The following is an 18,430-nucleotide window of genomic DNA, read 5'->3' on the forward strand; positions in this document are numbered from 1 at the left end:
CGCGGGACGCACGACACCCATCCGTCGACGGGCGCAGCCACAGCCCGCCCGCGAAACGCCAGACGCGTCGTGCAGGCTTGCGCTACCGCCATCGGGCGAATCACGGGAATCTGCTCGAATGAAACCAATGCGTGCATCGACTCTCGGCATCACATTGCTTGCGTTCGCCTCGGCAGCCGCGTTCGCGAACGACGCGGTCGCCGTCGACGCGCGTGCACAGGTTCGGGAGTTTGCGATCTGGCCGGAAGGTTCGGCCATCCTGCGGCAAGGCATCGAGGCACTCGCCGGGCAAGAACATGCGATCACGCATCCTTCGCTGCTGGTCCATTCGCCGGCCGCCTCGTCGTCGCGCACGGCGGCGCTGGTGTTTCCCGGCGGCGGCTACAAGGCGGTCGCAGTCGGCCCGCACAGCACGCTCGGCCCGGACGGCGCGGATGTCTGCAAGTGGCTGACCGATGCCGGCGTCACCTGCGTGCTGTTGAAGTATCGCGTGCCCAATACCGGCTGCAACTGGAATCCCGTCACCCGCCGGCACGATGCGCCGGACGTGCCGATGGCACTGCAGGACGCGCAACGCGCCATCTCGATGATTCGCCATCGCGCCGACGAACTGGACATCGACCCGCGCAGGATCGGCGTGATCGGCTTCTCGGCCGGCGGCAACCTGGCCGTGCTTTCGAGCACGGCCTTCGAGCACCGCGTCTACGCACCGATCGACGCAATCGACGCGGTCAGTTCTCGCCCCGACTTCGCGATTCCGGTGTATCCGGGCCACATGACGATGGAGCACAAGAACAAGCGGCCCAGAAACCTCGCGGCGCAGGAACTCAATACCGACATCGTGGTGTCGCCGCGCGTCCCGCCGACACTGCTGATCCACGCGAAGGACGATCCCGTCGATCCCGTGCACTATTCGCTGGTCTACGAACGCGAACTGAGGAAGGCCGGAGGCGATGTCACGCTCAAGCTGTACGAAAACGGCGGGCATGCGTTCGGCGTCAGAAAACAGGGCACCGACTCGGACCGCTGGACCGACGACGCGCTGGCGTGGCTGAAGAACATCGGCATGCTCTGACCGCGACCGGCAGGCGTGGCTGCAGCCGGTCCTGACGTCGATTCGCACGCGCACGCGGCCCCCGCATCGGCTGGACGTCGACGCGGCACCCGCGTCAGGCGCCGCACACGCCGCTGCCGCAACCGGGCAGCCGACGCCGGAACCGCGTCGCCGGCGCGGACGCAGCGCGAAGACATCAGGCGTCGCCCCACGTGCTGACACACACCTCGTGAAACTGCAGTTCTGGCCGAAGACCGGAATAGTTCGGGAGGTCGGCAGCCAGCAGGGCGCCCGCAGCCAACACCGCGGTCCTGGCCTGCGCGAGCGTGGAAAAATAGGCGTTCGACGTGGCAATCACCGCGCCCGCTGTCGGTGGACCATCGATCAGCGCGCGCGAGCACTCGAAGCGGATCATGCCCAGCGGTTGCAGCAGTTGTCCGGCAAGGCGCGCGTGTTCCGTGGTGTAGTAATCGTGATCGAACCAGGCGTCGGCGGCCCAGCGGTAGATGCCGACGACCTTGACGCGCTTGATCGCACCGACGCCGGAAGACATGGCAGTGACCCGTGCTGTGGGAGGGGAGGCATGCCGGCACCGCGCCGCGAAGCGGCTGCGGCGCGGTTGAAATCCGACCGGCGTCTGCGCGACGACGTTACTGCGTCCCCGGCACGGGCGGGGTGTCCTCGATTGCGGATTGGATCGCCGACGAGAGATCGCTGCCGTCGGCCGCCATCGGCGCCGCGCGGGCGCACATGTCCGCCGCGGAACCACCGACCCATTGTTCGTACGGATCGGTCCGGACGGTGGCGAAGTCGGTCCATCCTTCCCGCGTTGCCCGAATCGATCTCATGCAAGCGTGTCGGTCCCCGGACCTGCCAAGCCGATAACTCTGATGGCGAGCTCCCGCCGATTGAGCGTGTGGCCCAGGTCCGCGGATTCCATGATGGCCCGAGCGATCACGCTCACCCCAAGGCCGAATAGACGACTGCAACCGCAACGACTTGCCACGATTTAGACGGGATCAGTTAACAGAGGAGTCCATAGATGAACTTTCAGGTGCCCACGCGCTCACAGAGCTGGATCGCTTTCGGGCACTTGATGTCAATGAAGGGGCGCGGTGTTCCATCACAGAACCAAACCATTCTGTACTCCGACTCTGCTGCGAACCTCGCCTGCTTGATGAAGAACTTGTTCCTCATGTGGTTTCCTACGACGGAGTTTTGCCTTTCCATCCAGCGTTCAGGATCTTCTCCGTCCTCGGGCGGGGAGAAACTATGGTCATCTGTTGCCTCGTAGAACGTATTTTTACGATAGATGCAAGGCCCTTCGGTTCCTCCAATGAACCCAGGTATCTGCCTAGCCAAAGTAGCCGAAAAGGCAAGCGTATCCTTTATTCTGATGCCCGCGTATCCGTCGCCGGGGTGGACTTCCGTCATTGATCCACACAGTACGTATGCTTCTTGCCCATTGAAGGCGATTGCGGAGAGATTTGATTTTGGAGATACGATCTTCATCGCGGCCTTCCCTTCTTCTGAGTCTCTCCGAGTCTCATCCGGATGCTTACAGAACGACTCAAACGAACTGAGTCGAAGTGAGCCGTCCTTGAAGAAGGCGTCCACGTACTCGCGATGCATTCGACGATCAACGACGGGCGTGCGAACTTCCCAATTATAGCCGATCGGAAGATTCAGAATTGACATTGGCTACCTAACGTCGAGTTAAGCCGCCGCGCACGACGGCGTTGGATGAATGCGACGAACTGTTCGCGGTCGGCTTAGAAACTTAGTTAGACCTGTGAGGGCGAGCCAAACGGAACAAGCCGCTCGATAGGCGGCATTGTATCTGGAGTGCTTTGGCCGTCAATTGACCAGAGCTCGAGACCGCCCAACAGACCATCTTGCTCAAATACAAACGCGCCACAAAGGTGGCCTTGCTCGGTACTCCATTGATAGTCGGAGAGAATGCGCACAGCGGGATCGGCCGGCCGCTTCCCGTTGATGGAAAAATCGATGCTGGCGCAACCACAACCGCAGCGCCCAGTAACACGGGCGAGTTGAAGCTGCTCCAGGAAAGCGGAATTGTCTCCGGTGCCGTGCGCAAGTAACCAGCGCACTACCGCGAGCTCATCAGGAGCTAGCGGACGGTCGATAGCCAGATTTGATCTCATGCAAGCGTGTCGGTCCCCGATGCAGCCAAGCCGATAACAATGTTGGTCCACGCTACCGCTTGAACATATGGCCCTGCGTCGCGGATTCCATGATGGCTCGGGCTCGATGCCCAACAAAGCCGAATACACGAATGCAACCGCACCGTCTTGGTGAGATCGAAACACACGCGTCAGCAGGAAGGGAGCAGAAACAGAATCAGGAACGATCAACCACAACTGCCGTCAGGGGTTGAGGGAGGAGTCCATGCATGAATTGTTCAGCGACACGACTAGCAGAATCAAGACGGCAAGTGTAGGCAGCAACCACCGTGAGGAAACCACCGCGATGGCGGCAACGGCGAGGAATCCTCTCAAGGCCTCAGGCCAGTGAGCGCAACCGGCTTCTAGCGTAAGCCACCCTGTGGCGCTACATCCAACGAATGGGCCGAAGTAGACAGGGATGATGGATGCGGCAATGGCAAGTGCCGCGGCAGCTCCGCCTCTTGCGATCCAAAATGCTTGCGAGGTCGTGAACAACAACGTCTAACACCTAAGTTAAGCCGCCGCCCGAGAGCGTGCGGATAAAGCGAAGAACTCTCACCCGTCGGCTTGAACGCATAGTTAGAACCCGTGCGCCACGAGCAAAGCGACGACGCGCTGGTGATTGAGAAACTCCGCAAGCTCCCGAGCAGTGTGCCCATTGTTGCAGCGCTGATTCCGGGCTCCAAGTCGAAGGAGCGTACCCACCGCCAGTTCTTGATCTTGCTCCGCCGCGCAGTGCAGAGGCGTGAAGCCATCTTCGCCTGGTTTATCGATTTCGGCCCCGCTTGCGACCAACACCTCAATCGCTTCTGCGTCTCCCCAGATTGAGACAACATGCAGGGGCGTCTCGCCAAATGCGGATACTACCGAGTGAACAGAATTCATCGGACCCGCGCCGGCAAGGTCCGCTCGTTCGACCTCCGCTAATACTTGCGCCAGGGACTTCATGGGTCTAACACCTAAGTTAAGCCGCCGCCCGAGAGGGTGCGGACGAAGCGAGCAACTCTCGGCGGTCGGCTTGAACGCATAGTTAGCCCGCGCCCTCAACGAAGCCGCCGTGAGACGAACGGAAACAGGAAGAAGGCCACGCAGAGGACACCAAAGCCCACGACTGGAGCAGTGAGCCGCTCCACGAACCAGAATCCCACAAGCGGAAGTGAGACGAGCGCGACCGCGAACGCAAGCGCGAATGCGAGCGCGTAGGCTGCGAAGGCGCGCACAAAAAAGTTCGGGCGAGCGGGAGGCTGCGTGTGCTGATTTTTCTCACCCGGTTGCATGCGCGGACTAACACCTGAGTTAAGCCGCGCCGCGAAGCGGCGTCGGCTTGAATGAATTGTTAGGCAGCGCCCGCATGACTACATGCAAATAGAACAACGGGTCAGCGACCGATCAAGCTTGGTTTGTGAATATTGCTCCAGGGCGGCAAGATCAGTGCTACAGAACTTGATGTAGTCGCCGGTTGTGAAGTTGCCAATCTTGGCGCTGGACATTGAGCCATGAGTCGCTGCATGGACCATGGGGTATTTCGGCATTCTCACAGCGCGATCAACGTTTGCGACGAAGCCGTGCGGGTTGGCCTGAACCCACTTGAGGTATCTCGTCTCGTCATTGTCAAACAGCTCGACCATCATTCTCTCCGGTTGCCTGCGCGGTTGATAACGGCCTAACACCTGAGTTAAGCCGCGCCGCGAAGCGGCGTCGGCTTGGACGAACTGTTAGGGCTCATGCCGCGTACGGCACAAAACGCAGCAGCTGCGACGAGCCCACAAACCCCGAAGGATGCCGCTCCGCCCATGTATTGGAGCCAGCCTGCCACAGTGGGCACGCCATTCACCATGGTCTCGACGCCGTTTGACGAGGCGTAGGAGCCTGGGCTGGCGTAGCGCAGCGGCCAAGTGATCACCGCGGCAGGCAAGGCCCCCAGCACGAAGCCCGCGAGTAGAGCACTCCACCACCGGAGTAGGCCGCGCCAGCGCATGAGGAAGTAGGCCGGGATGCCGAGCACAACCACATGGGCTGCCGAGATGGCTAAGCAGATGGACAGGAAGCTGCGGGTGCGTACCCAGATATAAGGATCATTCGACTCAAAGGTGGCGAACTGGCCGTAGAGGTACCAAGCCCCGAGTGCCAGCGTCGGCGCAAGAACCGCTGCTCCGAACGCGATGATGAGTCTCATGAGCCCTAACGCCGTGTTAAGCCGCTGCCGGCCGGCAGCAGTCGCTTGAGCCTAATGTACATCCGGCAGTCGGCTTGAACACCTAGTTAGGAGGCTGTTGCTTAGCCGGGGTCGCAAGCGGGCGGAGCAGTGCCAAGCTCCCTTTGAATTGTCACCCACGTGGTACCGAAGAACTCTTGCGAGGATTGATCGCCAGAAGCCTCGCGGCGGAGCGCGGCTGCGCGCTCCGGGGCCAACGACAGCTCATACGATGCGCCCACTCTGCGCCAAGCGGACGAATCGTCAGGGATCTCCGCGTGCAGCACAACCAGCTTGGCGCCGCAAAGCTCGGCGGGCGCAAGCACCTGAAAGGTCGTTGCGTGATGGGCCTCATAGGAGCCATCGGAGTAGTGCGACCAATTGGCACTCTCCGCGAAATCTATCAGCGTTGCCTGGACCAGGAGTGGCCGATCCGCAGGTGTGGAGGCGCACGACGTGAGCAGAATAGTGAGAATGCCGAGAAGCCGCGCTAGCACTGGTAACAGCCTCCTAACACCTGAATTAAACCGCGCCGCGAAGCGGCGTCGGCTTGAATGAATTGTTAGCCGTCAACTCCAAGTACCCGCAGTGATCGGCAAATGCGCTCGACACCCTTATAGCCAGTCTTGTAGCCGGCTCCGATCCCTACTATGGCTTTTTCCAGCAATTGACGGTGCTCCTTTGCGATGCGGTAGTTCGGAACGTTAAGCAGCACGTAAAACTCATCCATTTCCGCTAAATCAAGCTCGAACGCTAATGTCCTTGACTGTTGTTTCGTCAGGGTCCCACTTGACCAACCGGAGAAAAAATCTCTCCACCAACTTAGCTCAGATTCTCTAACCGGCGGGTCGGTAGTCAGATACACGCCATGAGGAATTTGATGTTTCGCTTTTAGCTTTGCTTTGACTTGCTCTAGTTCGTCGGATAGTGCGTCAGGAAAGTCTTCATCTAGGTCGAGCCCTTTCGACTTTTCATCAAGTACGACGCCGAAATCTTCTTTGAATGCGTTTATTGATAGAAATCTGTGGTATACGCCGACGGAATGTGATTCCGCTGAATAAGTGGCGAAATTAATCGCTTGATCTAGTAGGTCAGCCAGTTCATTTGCACTCAGCTTGTTTCTGTCTGGAAATAGAGCAGAAATCTTAGAAGCAATCTTCTTGACGCCAATCGATGAGTTGATTGCCAAACGATCGGCTAGTAGCGGAGATACTGCAGCGACTCCTTTAAAATCAATATCGTGCCAAATTGGAATGATTCTGGCTCTTTCTGCAATTTCAGAGCTGTAAAGCGCGTCGAGTTCGCGTTGCGGCCACTCTTTAATGAAGAAACTTGGGCTGAGCACGACGACACCGACACTGCATTGTGCGAGTCCCTTATCTATGCTTCTGCGAAGGCTGTCTCCCGGCCGGAGAGAGTATTCGTCGTACCACACAGTTAGGCCAATCTCATTCAAGCTTTGCGCGAGCGGCCTCACGAGGAGATCTTTGTCCTCGCTTGCGTGGCTAATAAAAATTGAAGACACCATGGGATCTGGCATTGACGGCTAACACCTATTCGACACCACATCGTGGTGTGTAACGCCGCCGTGTAACGGGCTGATTGCGCAGGGAGGTTTCTTGAGAATCAATGCCTTCTGCTCGATTCGCGGGGTGGGATGTGGGGCGTAACGCGGGGATTTTGCCGGCAGGCGATGCGGGAGGCATCGTTGCATTCGATGGGTGCGGGTGCAAGCGATCGGGTGGTGAAACGCGGGTCGCGCCGTTGGGCGCAACGGCGGAAATCGGCGCGCCGGGGCGGCGTGCTTGGTTGACGGTTCGGGCTCAGTGATCGGTGGGCGCGGGTGCGTCGCGGCTGCAGTCTTCGCTGAGCGGGAAACACTGTTCGATCGATTCGCCGTTGCGCGCCATGACGTAGCACAGGCGGAGAAACGGGCCGGTGTCTGCCAGCGAGGTCAGTGCGGTGCCTTCGAGCACGATGCCGGGGGCGGGTTCGGACGGTCCGCCGACATCGCCGTATTCGTCCAGGCGCGCGGTGGCGGGGTCGGGGCACTGGCGGCGGATGCGGTCCAGCACCGCGCGGATCCGCGCATCGCGGGCGAGCACCGCGGCGGCGCCGGGCGAGAGGTTCAGCGCCTGCAGCGCGTGGGCGGGATCGGCGGCCGACAGTTGCGCGTGCACCGCGGTCCACTGCGCCAGCGGGTCTTCCGGCGGCGGTGCGTGGGCGGGGTCGGCAGGCGCCGGTTCGGGGCGCGTGTCGATCTCCACGTCGAGGCCCGGCCACGCGGCCTCGTGTTCGGGGCGGGCGAGCGGCAGCGCGAATCCGCCCGCGCCGTAGTCGTCGAGGCTCACGTCGCCGCGCACGCATCCGTCGTCGTGCACGTCGAGCCGGCCGCGGTCGGTACTGCTCCATCCTCGGGAGACGCTGCTGCCGAAGGTGATGTATTCGCGGTAGGTGCCGTCCGGGGCGAAGCGGTAGCCGACCACCAGCGCGCCGAGCATGTCGGCGGCGAGTGCGGTTTCGTACTCGGGGGCGGCGGCCGCTCGCGCGGTGTCCGCCAGCACGGGATCGTCGCTGAGCAGCACGCTGTAGGCGCCGTCCGGTTCCTGCCAGGCCGCCCCGTGGCGGAAGATGAGTGCGCCGCTGTTGGTCTCGCGGAAGCTGCCGGACACCTCGCCTGCGCCGCTGCAATCGAGCGATGCGGACGGGCCGCTGCAGCCGGCCGCGAGCAGGCCGGCGAGGGCCAGGCACCGCATCGGGGCGGAGCGCAGGCGCGGCGGCGGTTGTGGCGTGGCGGCCATGACGCAGACTGGCAGAGGGCGGAACATGCGCGCAATGCCGTGCCGCACCTGCGACGGGCGCGGTTGCGGCGCGCGCTTCGCGTCCGGGCCACGTCGGCCGGACCGAGATGGCCTGCCGTGCCGATCGGGGGCGGGGCACGTCGGCATGCGCGCATGCGCTCCACGGTCGTGCCGCGGTCTCTCGCGTCAGGCGTCGAAAGGCATGGAAGTGCGCGGCGGTGCTGTGCAACCATCGCGCAAGGGGGAGGACCGCTGCGACCGCCGATCGGTATCGGGTGCGCGCATCGTCCGAGGTCGACACCGGCTGGCGGGGCTCCTGGTTGATCCATTGCCATTGGGGAGCCGACACCGTGCGCCACGTTTTCGCATTGCTTTTGCTGTTGTCCTGCGCTGCCGTGCATGCGCAGGAGGCACTCATCGTCGCGGCACCGCCGGACGCCCCGGCGACCACCCAGCTGCGCGCACCGAACGGGCTGAACTCGCACACGTTCCTGCGCGTCCACCTGATCCTCACGGCCTCCGATCTGGCAGCGCTTCCGGTCGGCACGGATCCGGTGTCCATCGGCTTCAGCTATGCCGATGGCGTGGGTGCGCCCGCCGCGGGCGGCTTCCGCGTGTATCTGGAAAACACGGCGGACACCAGCAACCTGAAATCCACCACGTGGGCGACCGCAATCTCCACGATGACCCAGGTGTTCGACGGCACCCTCGATCTGCCGGTGAGCGCCACGCCGACGAGCGTGGACCTGGATCTGAATGCGACGCCCTTCACCTACACCGGTGGCGGGTTGTACGTCGCGTACGAATACACGGCCACGTCGTTCTCCACGTCGACCGATCCGGCCACGTACTTCTCGAACAATCTGCTGGCCGGCGGCACCAGGATGGCCAGCAGCGCCACATCGATGCCGGCGACGGTGGCCGAAACCTCGTCGTTCCGTCCGCAGATCCGCATCGGGTACCCCAATCCGTTCGGCAACGAGCTGGCCCTCGATGCGCTGTCGGTGAAATACGGCGCGCTGCACGGCCTGTGGGATGACGAGATCACGGCCACCGTCGCCAATCGCGGGCGCAACGACCGCAGCTCGGTGGTGGTGCAGATGCAGGTGAGCGGCGCGAACACCGATACGCACATCTTGATCGAACCGCTGATCGCCGCCGGCGACAGCGCGGCGTTCGTCACCACGCCGATCGCCTACACGAACACCGGCATGCAGACCGTGACGGCCAACGTGGCGCCCGACGAGAATCCCGGCAACGACCAGCGCACGATCGATCAGGCGGTGAGCTGCGACGTGCTGGCCTACGTGGACGAAACCGCGCCGTACGACGGCATCGGTTTCAACACCGGCAGCGGCATCCTGGCGGTGCGCTATGCGGCGCCGCCGGTGCCGATCGTGGTGTCGGCGGTGACTGTGGGCATCCACGACGCACCGGCCAATCTGGGCAAGACCGTCGCCGGACGCCTGCTCGATGCCGACGGGCAGATCCTGGCCAGTTCCGCCGACGTGGTGCTCGACGAAAGCCACCTCGGACAGTGGGTGGTGTTTCCGCTCGCGGCGCCCGTGACGATCGCCGCCGGACAGGTGGTTCACGCGGGCCTGCTGCAGACGGCAGCATCGCCGGGCTACTTCCCCGTCGCGACCAATGCGCCCGCCATCGTGGCGCCCGACCGCATGTTCTCGTTCCCCGCCGCGGGCGGTGCTGGCACGATGTACACCGACCTCGGCACATTTCGCATCGGGCTGCATGCCTCGGCCGATGTCGCGCTGGTCCGCACTGCAGACACGCCGCCCGAAGGCGAGGTGGTGACGTACACGGCCACCGCCGGCTACGGCGACTACCTGTTCGTCCGCAACGGCGACACGGTGCAGCAGGGGCCGGATCCGGCCTACAGCTTTTCGCCGTCCGGCGCGGGCGACCTGGTGACGGTGACCGCCACCCGCAATGCCTGCGGAGCCAGCGTCAATGCCATCGAGCCCGTGCGCGAGTACACCGTCACGAGCAGCGTGAGCGGCGGCAACGGCACGATCACGCCGGCCGATCAGCTCGTCCCGCACGGCCTCGATGCCGGCGGCAGCCTGACACCGGATCCGCACTACCACCTCGCTACGCTGAGCGGCGACACCTGCAGCCCGGTCGACGATGGCGCCGGTGGCTGGACCGCGGCCGACATCACCGACGACTGCGCCGTGACCGCGAGCTTCGCGCTCGACACCCACGCCGTGACGCTGCAGGCCGATCCCTCGGCCGGCGGCACGCTGGCGGTGCTGGGCGGCGTCGATCCCGACGCCGTGCCGCACGGCAGCAGCATCGATCTGGTCGCCACGCCCGCCGCCGGCTGGGACGTGGCCGATGTCGGCCTCTTTCCGCCGACGCTCGACTGCGGCGGCTCGGTCACCACGCTCGGCGCCACGCTGCAGCCCGACGGCAGCGCGAGCTTCGCCGCGACCATCGAATCGGCCTGCACCGTGACCGCGTTCTTCGCCAACCAGGCGCCCGACTTCACGCCCGGCACACCGGTCACGGCGCTGGTGTCCGGCGCGCCCGTCGCCATCGCCGATTGGGCGACCGATCTGCGCAGCGGCGACGGTCCCGGCGCGAGCCAGGCGCTGAGCTTCGAGCTCACGCCGATCGACATCGTCCCGCCGGGCGCGCAGCTGTTCGCCGTCGGCGGCGAGCCGACCATCGATGCGACCGGCACGCTGCGGTTCACGCCGGGCGCGGAGGCGGGCAGCGCGACCTTCCGCGTGGTGTTGCGCGACGATGCCGGCATCGCCAACGGCGGCAGCGACGTGTCGCCCGAACGGGCGCTGACCATCCGCATCGCCACGGACGCGATCGATCTCTCGATCCAGGCCGACGTGCCCGCCACGCGCAACTTCCCGGGCGACCGCATCGCGTTCTCGCTCGCGGTCGCCAATGGCGGACCGGGCAGCGCCGTCGCGGCCGGCGTGCAGTGGACGCCGCCGCTCGAACTGACGGACGTCGAGTGGATCTGCGAAGCGCAGGGTGCGGCGACCTGCGCCGCGAGCGGCAGCGGTGCCATCGACGACACCGTGTCCGTGCCGGCCGACGGGCGCGTCGACTATTTCATCGAGGCCACGCTGCCGACGGGCGACGCCTCGCCGCCGGCGGTCATCCCGGCGAGCGCCAGCGTCGTGCCTGCTGCCGACCAGTTCGATACCGACAGCGGCAACGACACCGCGACCTGGCTGTTCCGCATCGACGGCCTGTTCCGCGACGGCCTGGAAACGATCGACGCGCCCTGAGCGTCGGCCACGCGGCGATGCCCGGGACGCGTCCGGGCATCGCCGCCATGCGGGTCGCCGGACCCGCGGAGGCGGGGCCGACGCCGGCCTCCCGCGCAATCGCGTGCCGCACTGGCACCCGGTGACGATGTTTCCCGTGGGGTTCGTCGGGGGTACGTCTGCTGCTGCGTTTCGACCGTGATTTCGGTCGCGGGCGCGGCCGTCCGTGCCTTGCCCGCCACCGCCATCCCGGGAGACACGCCATGTTTTTGATCCGAACCGCCGCCGCTCTGCTCGCCATCGTGGCCGGCGTCGCATCGCCGCCTGCGACCGCGCAGTCGCTGCCACCCTTCGACATCGGCAGTTACGACCCGATTCCCGGGCCGTCGCCGTGGGGGCCCGCCGACAACGCCGGCGCCAGCAACACGCAGACCCCGGCCAAGGTGCGCGATGCGATCCTGCGCATCGTCACCGGCCGCACCATCCGTCTGGCACACACGCTCGAAGCGGGCATGCCGGTGTTTCCGGGCGCGAGTCCGGAGTTCGCGCTGGAGATCTTTCCGCCGATGCAGCTGGGCCGGCAGATGACGATCGCCGAGCAGATTCCGTATGCGTTTCCGATCGGGCAACTCGGCACGCAGGTCGATGCGCTCAATCATTTCGGCCACCTGCCCGCGGCCGATGCGACGTTCGACGATGCCGTGTTCTACAACCAGGTCAGCGGCGCCGATCTGCTGGCCGGCACGGGTCCGGGCGACGCGTATGCGCGCCTCGGCGTCGATCAGCTCAAGCCCTACTTCACCCGCGGGATTCTCGTCGACATGGCGCGCCATGCGAATGCCGGCGCCGCGCTGACCGCGGGCGAGGAAATCACCGCGCAGATGCTGCTCGACGTGCTGCACGCGCAGGGTCTGCGCCTGAGCGACATCCAGGCCGGCGATGTGGTGGTGTTCCGCACCGGCCACGGGGCGCGCTGGCATCTGGGTGCCGGCGGGGTGGACGCCGACGGCGTGTTCCACCCGGGTTATTACCTCGATGTGGTGCCGGGCCTCGGGCCGACCTTCGCCGCCCCCGGCATCGGACTGGAAGTGGCCGTGCTGCTGGCCGACCGCGGTGTGGCCGCCGTCGGTGCCGACGCGCCGTTCGTCGAGGTGCAGCCGAACGTCGTCATTCCCGACGGTGTGCCCTTTCCGGTGCACAACCATCTGCTGGCAAAGAGCGGCGTGCCGCTGATCGAATCCATGGCACTGGACGAAGCCGCCGAGTTCGCGGCCGCGCGCGCGGCCCAGCTGGCGCCGCTGCCGGCGCTCGTGCGCAGGGCGCTCAATCCCTACGTGTTCGCGTTTTCGATGGATCCGATTCCCGTGGTCGGCGCGTCGGGGTCGACCGTCGCGCCGAAGGCCATCTTCTGATCGCCCGGCCCGCGGCGTTGCGCCGCGGGCGTGCCGTGCGTCGCGACCGGACCGTCGCGACGCCCGGCCTGGGAGCCGACACGGTCGTGTCGGCTCCGGGCTGCGCGGGCCGCGGCCCGCGCGCGATTACTGCAGCGTTTCGAACCCGTCGGCGAAGATCGCCTCGGGGATCACCAGCACGCTTGCGGTGCTTTCGTTGTTGGCCGGCGCGGGGTCGGTCAGTGCCGAGCCTTCCGGCAACGCGACGGTGGCGGTGTTGTCGAACGCGGTGAAATCGTCGGCCGGGTCGGCCGCCGGGATCACGGTGCCGAGCAGTTCGAACCGCACCGACGCGCCTTCGGGCAACGAGGCCAGGACGACATCGAGTTCGCCCACGTCCGAATCCGGGTCCGGGCAATCGGTGCCGATGGCCTCGACGCACTGCCACACCACGCTCGCCGCATCGAGCCGGTCCGGCGGCAGATCGAGCACGTGCACGTCGGTGGCGTCGGCCGGGCCGGCGTTGGCGACGAGGATGCTGTAGGCCACGGTGTCGCCGATGCGCGCACGGGTCACGTCCGCGGTCTTCTCGATGGAGAGGTCCGCATCGGTCGGCTCCACCAGCTCCACGTCGGACACCACCTGGGCGGCCGCGGTGTAGTTGTCGTCGCCGGCCTGGTTGGCGGCGATCTGGCACGTGCCGACGGCCACCATCGTCACCGTGGTGCCGCTGACCGTGCACACGGCGGGATCGAGCGAGCTGTAGACGATGGGCGTACCGGCGTTCGGCTCGGCGCTGGTGGCTTCCGGATCGATCGCGAAGGTGCTGCCGAGCTCGAACACGCGCGTTGCCGGCGACTGCGGCGGGAAGGTCAGCGTCTGGCTGGCCTGCGCGATGACGAGCGACTGCGCGACCTGCGGTGCCGGGTTCCAGGCGGCGTCGCCGGGCTGGTCGGCGGTGAGCGTGCAGGTGCCGGCCGCGACGATCGAGACGGTGGCGCCGCTCACGGTGCAGACCGCGGGCGTGGTCGAGCCGTACACCACCGGAAGGCCGGAACTGGCGACGGCCGGCGGATCGATGGCGAAGCTGCCGCCCGGGCTGTAGATCTGGTCGGCCTGCGTATCGAAGGTGATGGTCTGGTTGCCGATCGGCGTGATGCTGTTGCTCGGCGCGGACGCGGGGCCGGTGCCGATGCCGTTGGTGGCGGTGACGGTGCAGGTGTACGGCGTGCCGTTGGTCAGACCGAGCACCGTGATCGGCGACACGGGGCTGCTCGCGCCGACGTCGTTGACGCCGTCCGAGCAGGTCGCGGTGTAGTTGACGATGGGGTCGCCGCCGTCGCTGGCCGGTGCATCCCAGCTCACGTCCGCCTGCGTGTCGCCCGCGACGGCCGTGGCGTTCTGCGGCGCGCCCGGCACGTCGGCCACGACGGTGATCGAGTAGTTCTGCGCACCGCTGCAGCCGCTGGCGTCATTGACGGTCACGGTGAAATTGAACGTGCCGGTGGCCACGGGCGTGCCGGAGATGGTGCCGCCGGCGGCGAGCGTCAGGCCCGGCGGCAGCGCGCCGGCGGTGATCGCGAAGTTCGGTGCGCCGAGGGCGCCGGTCTGCGACAGCGTGGTGCTGTAGGCCTGGCCGAAGGTGCCGCCCGCCAGTGCACCGCCCGGCGTCATGGTGAACGCGGGACAGACGTACGGCGTGTAGGCGGCGGCGTCGATGCCGATGTAGTCCGAATTGGTGCCGGTGGGTCCGGCGCTCGTCACGAAATAGCGGAACGCCATGCGGCCCGAGGTGGGCGCGGGCAGTCCGGAGACCGTGACGGTGAACTGCGTCCACACCGCCGGATAGACGTTGACGGTGAGCGTGGGATTGATCGACAGCAGCAGCGTCGTGAAATCGCCGGTGCCGGAGCCGCCCGTGCCCACGTTGGTGCTCGCGCCGTTGGTGCTCATGCGCACTTCGAGACGGTCCGGATATTCCGTCCCGCCGCCGGGAGTGGTGGGCCTGCGGGTGTAGAAGGTCAGCACGTCGCCGTTGCGCAGCGTGCGGTTCGGCGCCACCAGCCAGTTGCTGATGGTCCCGGAGCCGCCGGTGGTGTTGTTGAAGTTGGCGCCGATGTAGGCGTTGGCTGCACCGTTGAAGGAATCGAACGGGCCGCCACCGGCGACGGAGGTGCCCTGGAACCAGGCGGTGATGCCGACCGGCGAGCTGTTGTTCTGCAGGAACCAGCCGTTGCCCGGCAGCAGGGTGATGTCGTCGAAGTTTTCGTTGAACGCCTGGGCGCCGACGACGCCCGAGGTGGCGGCCAGCAGCAGCGCGGCGGCGGCGTGAAGCAGTCTGCGCAGGCCGCGCGCGGGTGTGCGTGGCGCGGTGGCGCAGTCGATGTCTTGCCCAACGGATGCGGACAGCATGATGGATCCCCCTCAGGATGATGGCGACCACAGTATGCGTCACTCCGCGTTCAGGCGATACGGGGACGAGGCCGCCGACACGATCCGTTTCAGTTGGGCCGATGCGGCCCGGGGGGCGAGGATCGCGCGCCGCAAGGCCCCCGGCGGACGACTCTGTTCCGGCGGCCCGCCGAGGCGGTGCCGGACGATCCGGCGGCCGCGGACACGGCGATGCGCAGATCGCTGCAGGCGGTCCCCGGCGGGGCGCGCTGCGGCTGGCAGCCGGACGCGATCCCGGGAGTGTTCGCCGGTTGACGCTTTCGGCGACAACGCTGCCGCCGGGGCGATGTCCGGATCGCGCGCCGTTTCCGGTGATTGCAGGGACGTCTCCCACCTGCAGCAGGACCTCGCCATGCACCCGACTCCCCGTCGTCTCCTCGCGCTCGCGCTGTGTTGCGCACCCATCGCCGCGCAGGCGCAGGTCTTCGTCCGCGCCGACGCGCCCGCCGGTGGCGACGGCAGCAGCTGGGCGAGCGCGTACCAGCGGCTCGACACCGCGCTCAGCGCGCACCCGGGCGACGAGATTTGGGTTGCACGCGGACGCTACGTGCCGCCGGTCAATCCCGACCCCGATTACACGCCGTCCGAGCAGCGCCGCAGGACGAGCTTCGTCATTCCGCCGGGCACCCGGATCTACGGCGGCTTCGCGGGCACCGAAAACGTGCTCGCGCAACGCAACCTGCGGCTCAACCGCAGCGTGCTCAGCGGCGACATGCAGGCCAACGACAGCAACCGCGATGCCGACGGCGTCACGCCGACGCCGGACGACATCGTCGGCGACAACGCGCTGCACGTGGTGCGTTTCGACGCGATGCTCTGGAACGGCGGCGACGGCGCGGACATCGGCCCCGACACCGTGCTGGACGGTTTCGTGCTCAGCGGCGGCTACGCCAGCGAGGATCTGTACGAAGCCGGCGGCGGCGGTGCGGTGTGCATCGCCGGGTTCGATCCCGGCAACGTCGAGCGCTGCAGCCCCACGCTGCGCAACCTCGAATTCGTCGGCAACCTCGCCGGCGACGGCACCGGCACCGGCGGCGGTGGTGCGCTCGCGATCTATTCCGGCGGTGCGCCTGCGGCACCCCTGGTGCAGAACGCGGTGTTCCGCAACAACCGCTCGACCAGCAGCGGCGGCGCGGTGCTGGTGACCAGCGTCTGGGTGGTGCCGACACCGACCTTCGAGGATGTCGAGTTCATCGGCAACGAAGCGGTGAGCGGCGGCGCCGTCGCGCTGACGGACTTCTTCGACGTGCGCATCGACCGCGCGCGCTTCACCGGCAATCGCGCGCGACGCAACGCGCCCGAAGACGGCGACTTCAACGCCCACGGCGGCGCGCTCTACATCAACGGCGGGTTCGATTTCGAAGACGCGTTCGCGCGGCTGCGCGTCAGCAACGCGGTGTTCTTCGACAACCGCGCCGAGAACCTCGGCGGCGCGGTCATGAACGTGTCCAACGGCGCGGCCACGCGGGTGGAGCTGGTCAACAGCAGCTTCTCGGCCAATCGCGCGCGGCTCGGCGGCGTGCTGTTCGTGCCCGACGTGGACGGACCGGTGACGCAGATCCTCAACAGCGTGTTGTGGGGCAATGTCGCCACCCAGGCACCCGAGGCGTTCGACGCATTCGCCACCGGCGCCGGCGACAACATCTACGGCGACCTCAGCGAGGCTTCGCGCCGCGTGGAGATCGGGCACTCGCTGCTGCAACACGGCTTGAACGCGCCGGGCGTGGTCTATTCGCAGGGCTACGAAGCGTTCCCGCCGACCGCGCTGGTGAATCTCGGCGGCCTCGCGAGCGCCGACCCGAGATTCTCCGGCGCGGAGCTGCGCCTGCGTTCGCAGTCGCCTGCGATCGACGCCGGCAGCAACGCCTACAACACCACGGCGCTCGACCGCGACGGCAACGTCCGCGTCACCGGCGCGCGCATCGACATGGGCGCCTACGAGTTCATCGACAACGGTTGCGACGGCCTGCCGGACGGCCTGTTCTGCGACGGGTTCGAATAACGCGGCGACGTCGCGCGCACCTGCGGGCCGGCGGCCGACCGCACCGCCGTCGGCCCGTGCGGCAGTCGCTCAGTCCGGGCGCAGCGCCAGCGCCGCCACGATGCCGGCAAACACGGCACCGCCGACCCAGTTGTTGTGCAGGAAGGCCTTGAAGCAGCCGGCGCGCTCGCGCCGCCACGCCAGACGGAACTGCCACGCGACCAGACACGCTGCCACGCCCAACGCGGCGAAATACGGCCAGGCCAGCGCCGCGCGCTGGCCGACGAACGCGAGAGCGATCAGCGTCATCGAAAACAGCACGCCCTGCGCGAGCAGATCGCCGTTGCCGAACAGGATCGCGGTCGATTTCGCGCCGGCGCGGATGTCGTCCTCGCGGTCGACCATCGCATACCAGGTGTCGTAGGCCGTGGCCCACAGCACGTTGGCGCAGAACAGCAGCCAGGCCAGCGGCGGGACGGTGCCCTGCACCGCCGCGAATGCCATCGGAATGCCCCAGCCGAAGGCGAGGCCGAGGTAGACCTGCGGCAGGTAGGTGTGGCGCTTGAGATACGGGTACGACGCAGCGAGGAACACGCCGACGATGCTCAGATACACCGTGAGTCGGTTGGTCAGCAGCACCAGGCCGAACGCCACCAGCATCAGTACCGCGAACACGAGCAGGGCTTCGCGGCCCGAGACCGCGCCGGTGGCGAGCGGGCGCGACTTCGTGCGTTCGACCTGCGGATCGAGCCAGCGGTCGGCGTAGTCGTTGATCACGCAGCCGGCGGAGCGCGTGAGCCACACGCCGAGCGTGAAGATGACCAGCAGTCCCAGCGGCGGGAAACCGTCGGCCGCCAGCCACAGCGCCCACCACGTGGGCCACAGCAGCAGCAGCGTGCCGATGGGGCGGTCGCCGCGGACGAGGAGCCAGTACTGGCGGCCGCGCGCCTTCCACCACGGCTCGGGCTGCGACGCGGGCGACGGTGGCCGCAGCGACGGTCGGGTTCTCGTCGCCTGCTGCCGTGGCGCGGCGGGGCGGCGCGTTGGCGGCGCGGCGCGGGGTGGGCGGGGCGTGGTCATTCGGTGGCGGCGCGTGAAAGAGCCAAAGCGTAGCGCATGGG

14 protein-coding genes are annotated in these 18,430 nt (G+C 66.4%); 4 read left to right on the forward strand and 10 right to left on the reverse strand.

Annotation, left to right across the window (positions count from 1 at the left end):
• The first annotated feature begins 127 nt into the window (after positions 1-127).
• Complete coding sequence (locus HNQ52_RS07620) at positions 128-1,075, forward strand: alpha/beta hydrolase (RefSeq protein ID WP_183960503.1); 948 nt, start codon at positions 128-130, stop codon at positions 1,073-1,075.
• Between the two features lie 175 nt (positions 1,076-1,250).
• Here HNQ52_RS07620 and HNQ52_RS07625 read toward each other — a convergent pair whose 3' ends face one another.
• From HNQ52_RS07625 to HNQ52_RS07660, 8 genes are all read right to left on the reverse strand, one after another.
• Positions 1,251-1,607 carry an EthD family reductase gene (locus HNQ52_RS07625; RefSeq protein WP_183960504.1) on the reverse strand — a complete coding sequence of 119 codons (357 nt, stop codon included), beginning with the start codon at positions 1,605-1,607 and terminating at the stop codon, positions 1,251-1,253.
• A gap of 497 nt (positions 1,608-2,104) precedes the next feature.
• Entirely contained in the window at positions 2,105-2,686 is a 582-nt protein-coding gene (locus HNQ52_RS07630) for a hypothetical protein (RefSeq protein ID WP_183960505.1), read from the reverse strand.
• Between the two features lie 152 nt (positions 2,687-2,838).
• Positions 2,839-3,219, reverse strand: coding sequence for a hypothetical protein (locus HNQ52_RS07635; protein WP_183960506.1), 381 nt, complete (start codon positions 3,217-3,219; stop codon positions 2,839-2,841).
• A 600-nt stretch (positions 3,220-3,819) separates the two neighbouring features.
• Entirely contained in the window at positions 3,820-4,188 is a 369-nt protein-coding gene (locus tag HNQ52_RS17630; protein WP_183960507.1) for an ankyrin repeat domain-containing protein, read from the reverse strand.
• A 407-nt stretch (positions 4,189-4,595) separates the two neighbouring features.
• On the reverse strand, positions 4,596-4,868 hold the full coding sequence (locus HNQ52_RS07645; protein ID WP_183960508.1) for a hypothetical protein: 273 nt from the start codon (positions 4,866-4,868) through the stop codon (positions 4,596-4,598).
• Between the two features lie 47 nt (positions 4,869-4,915).
• On the reverse strand, positions 4,916-5,416 hold the full coding sequence (locus HNQ52_RS07650) for a hypothetical protein (RefSeq protein ID WP_183960509.1): 501 nt from the start codon (positions 5,414-5,416) through the stop codon (positions 4,916-4,918).
• 580 nt (positions 5,417-5,996) lie between these two features.
• Complete coding sequence (locus tag HNQ52_RS07655) at positions 5,997-6,974, reverse strand: toll/interleukin-1 receptor domain-containing protein (RefSeq protein WP_221281972.1); 978 nt, start codon at positions 6,972-6,974, stop codon at positions 5,997-5,999.
• Between the two features lie 283 nt (positions 6,975-7,257).
• A complete protein-coding gene (locus HNQ52_RS07660; RefSeq protein ID WP_183960511.1) occupies positions 7,258-8,190 on the reverse strand; it encodes a hypothetical protein in 933 nt (310 codons plus the stop codon).
• Positions 8,191-8,585: 395 nt separating this feature from the next.
• On the opposite strand from HNQ52_RS07660, the gene HNQ52_RS17545 reads away from it, so the two are divergent.
• Positions 8,586-11,507 carry a DUF11 domain-containing protein gene (locus HNQ52_RS17545; protein ID WP_183960512.1) on the forward strand — a complete coding sequence of 974 codons (2,922 nt, stop codon included), beginning with the start codon at positions 8,586-8,588 and terminating at the stop codon, positions 11,505-11,507.
• A 242-nt stretch (positions 11,508-11,749) separates the two neighbouring features.
• Positions 11,750-12,898 carry a cyclase family protein gene (locus tag HNQ52_RS07670; RefSeq protein WP_183960513.1) on the forward strand — a complete coding sequence of 383 codons (1,149 nt, stop codon included), beginning with the start codon at positions 11,750-11,752 and terminating at the stop codon, positions 12,896-12,898.
• Positions 12,899-13,024: 126 nt separating this feature from the next.
• On the opposite strand, the gene HNQ52_RS07675 is transcribed toward HNQ52_RS07670, so the two are convergent.
• On the reverse strand, positions 13,025-15,289 hold the full coding sequence (locus tag HNQ52_RS07675) for a choice-of-anchor J domain-containing protein (protein WP_183960514.1): 2,265 nt from the start codon (positions 15,287-15,289) through the stop codon (positions 13,025-13,027).
• Between the two features lie 391 nt (positions 15,290-15,680).
• Here HNQ52_RS07675 and HNQ52_RS07680 point away from each other — a divergent pair, with 391 nt between their 5' ends.
• A complete protein-coding gene (locus HNQ52_RS07680) occupies positions 15,681-17,330 on the forward strand; it encodes a choice-of-anchor Q domain-containing protein (protein ID WP_183960515.1) in 1,650 nt (549 codons plus the stop codon).
• A gap of 69 nt (positions 17,331-17,399) precedes the next feature.
• Here the strand turns inward: HNQ52_RS07680 and ubiA are convergent, their stop codons facing one another.
• Positions 17,400-18,389 (reverse strand): 4-hydroxybenzoate octaprenyltransferase, encoded by a 990-nt coding sequence (ubiA, locus tag HNQ52_RS07685; RefSeq protein ID WP_183960516.1) that lies wholly within the window; start codon positions 18,387-18,389, stop codon positions 17,400-17,402.
• Between the last annotated feature and the right edge of the window lie 41 nt (positions 18,390-18,430).

It is taken from the genome of Chiayiivirga flava, from assembly GCF_014202825.1.
GTDB classification, from domain to species: domain Bacteria; phylum Pseudomonadota; class Gammaproteobacteria; order Xanthomonadales; family Xanthomonadaceae; genus Chiayiivirga; species Chiayiivirga flava.

Excerpts from the sequence above, each read along its gene's own strand:
- HNQ52_RS07620 (WP_183960503.1), top strand. The coding sequence starts at position 128 with ATGCGTGCATCGACTCTCGGCATCACATTGCTTGCGTTCGCCTCGGCA.
- HNQ52_RS07625 (WP_183960504.1), bottom strand. The coding sequence starts at position 1,607 with ATGTCTTCCGGCGTCGGTGCGATCAAGCGCGTCAAGGTCGTCGGCATC.
- HNQ52_RS07630 (WP_183960505.1), bottom strand. The coding sequence starts at position 2,686 with ATGCATCGCGAGTACGTGGACGCCTTCTTCAAGGACGGCTCACTTCGA.
- HNQ52_RS07635 (WP_183960506.1), bottom strand. The coding sequence starts at position 3,219 with ATGAGATCAAATCTGGCTATCGACCGTCCGCTAGCTCCTGATGAGCTC.
- HNQ52_RS17630 (WP_183960507.1), bottom strand. The coding sequence starts at position 4,188 with ATGAAGTCCCTGGCGCAAGTATTAGCGGAGGTCGAACGAGCGGACCTT.
- HNQ52_RS07645 (WP_183960508.1), bottom strand. The coding sequence starts at position 4,868 with ATGGTCGAGCTGTTTGACAATGACGAGACGAGATACCTCAAGTGGGTT.
- HNQ52_RS07650 (WP_183960509.1), bottom strand. The coding sequence starts at position 5,416 with ATGAGACTCATCATCGCGTTCGGAGCAGCGGTTCTTGCGCCGACGCTG.
- HNQ52_RS07655 (WP_221281972.1), bottom strand. The coding sequence starts at position 6,974 with ATGCCAGATCCCATGGTGTCTTCAATTTTTATTAGCCACGCAAGCGAG.
- HNQ52_RS07660 (WP_183960511.1), bottom strand. The coding sequence starts at position 8,190 with ATGCGGTGCCTGGCCCTCGCCGGCCTGCTCGCGGCCGGCTGCAGCGGC.
- HNQ52_RS07670 (WP_183960513.1), top strand. The coding sequence starts at position 11,750 with ATGTTTTTGATCCGAACCGCCGCCGCTCTGCTCGCCATCGTGGCCGGC.
- HNQ52_RS07675 (WP_183960514.1), bottom strand. The coding sequence starts at position 15,289 with ATGCTGTCCGCATCCGTTGGGCAAGACATCGACTGCGCCACCGCGCCA.
- HNQ52_RS07680 (WP_183960515.1), top strand. The coding sequence starts at position 15,681 with ATGCACCCGACTCCCCGTCGTCTCCTCGCGCTCGCGCTGTGTTGCGCA.
- ubiA (WP_183960516.1), bottom strand. The coding sequence starts at position 18,389 with ATGACCACGCCCCGCCCACCCCGCGCCGCGCCGCCAACGCGCCGCCCC.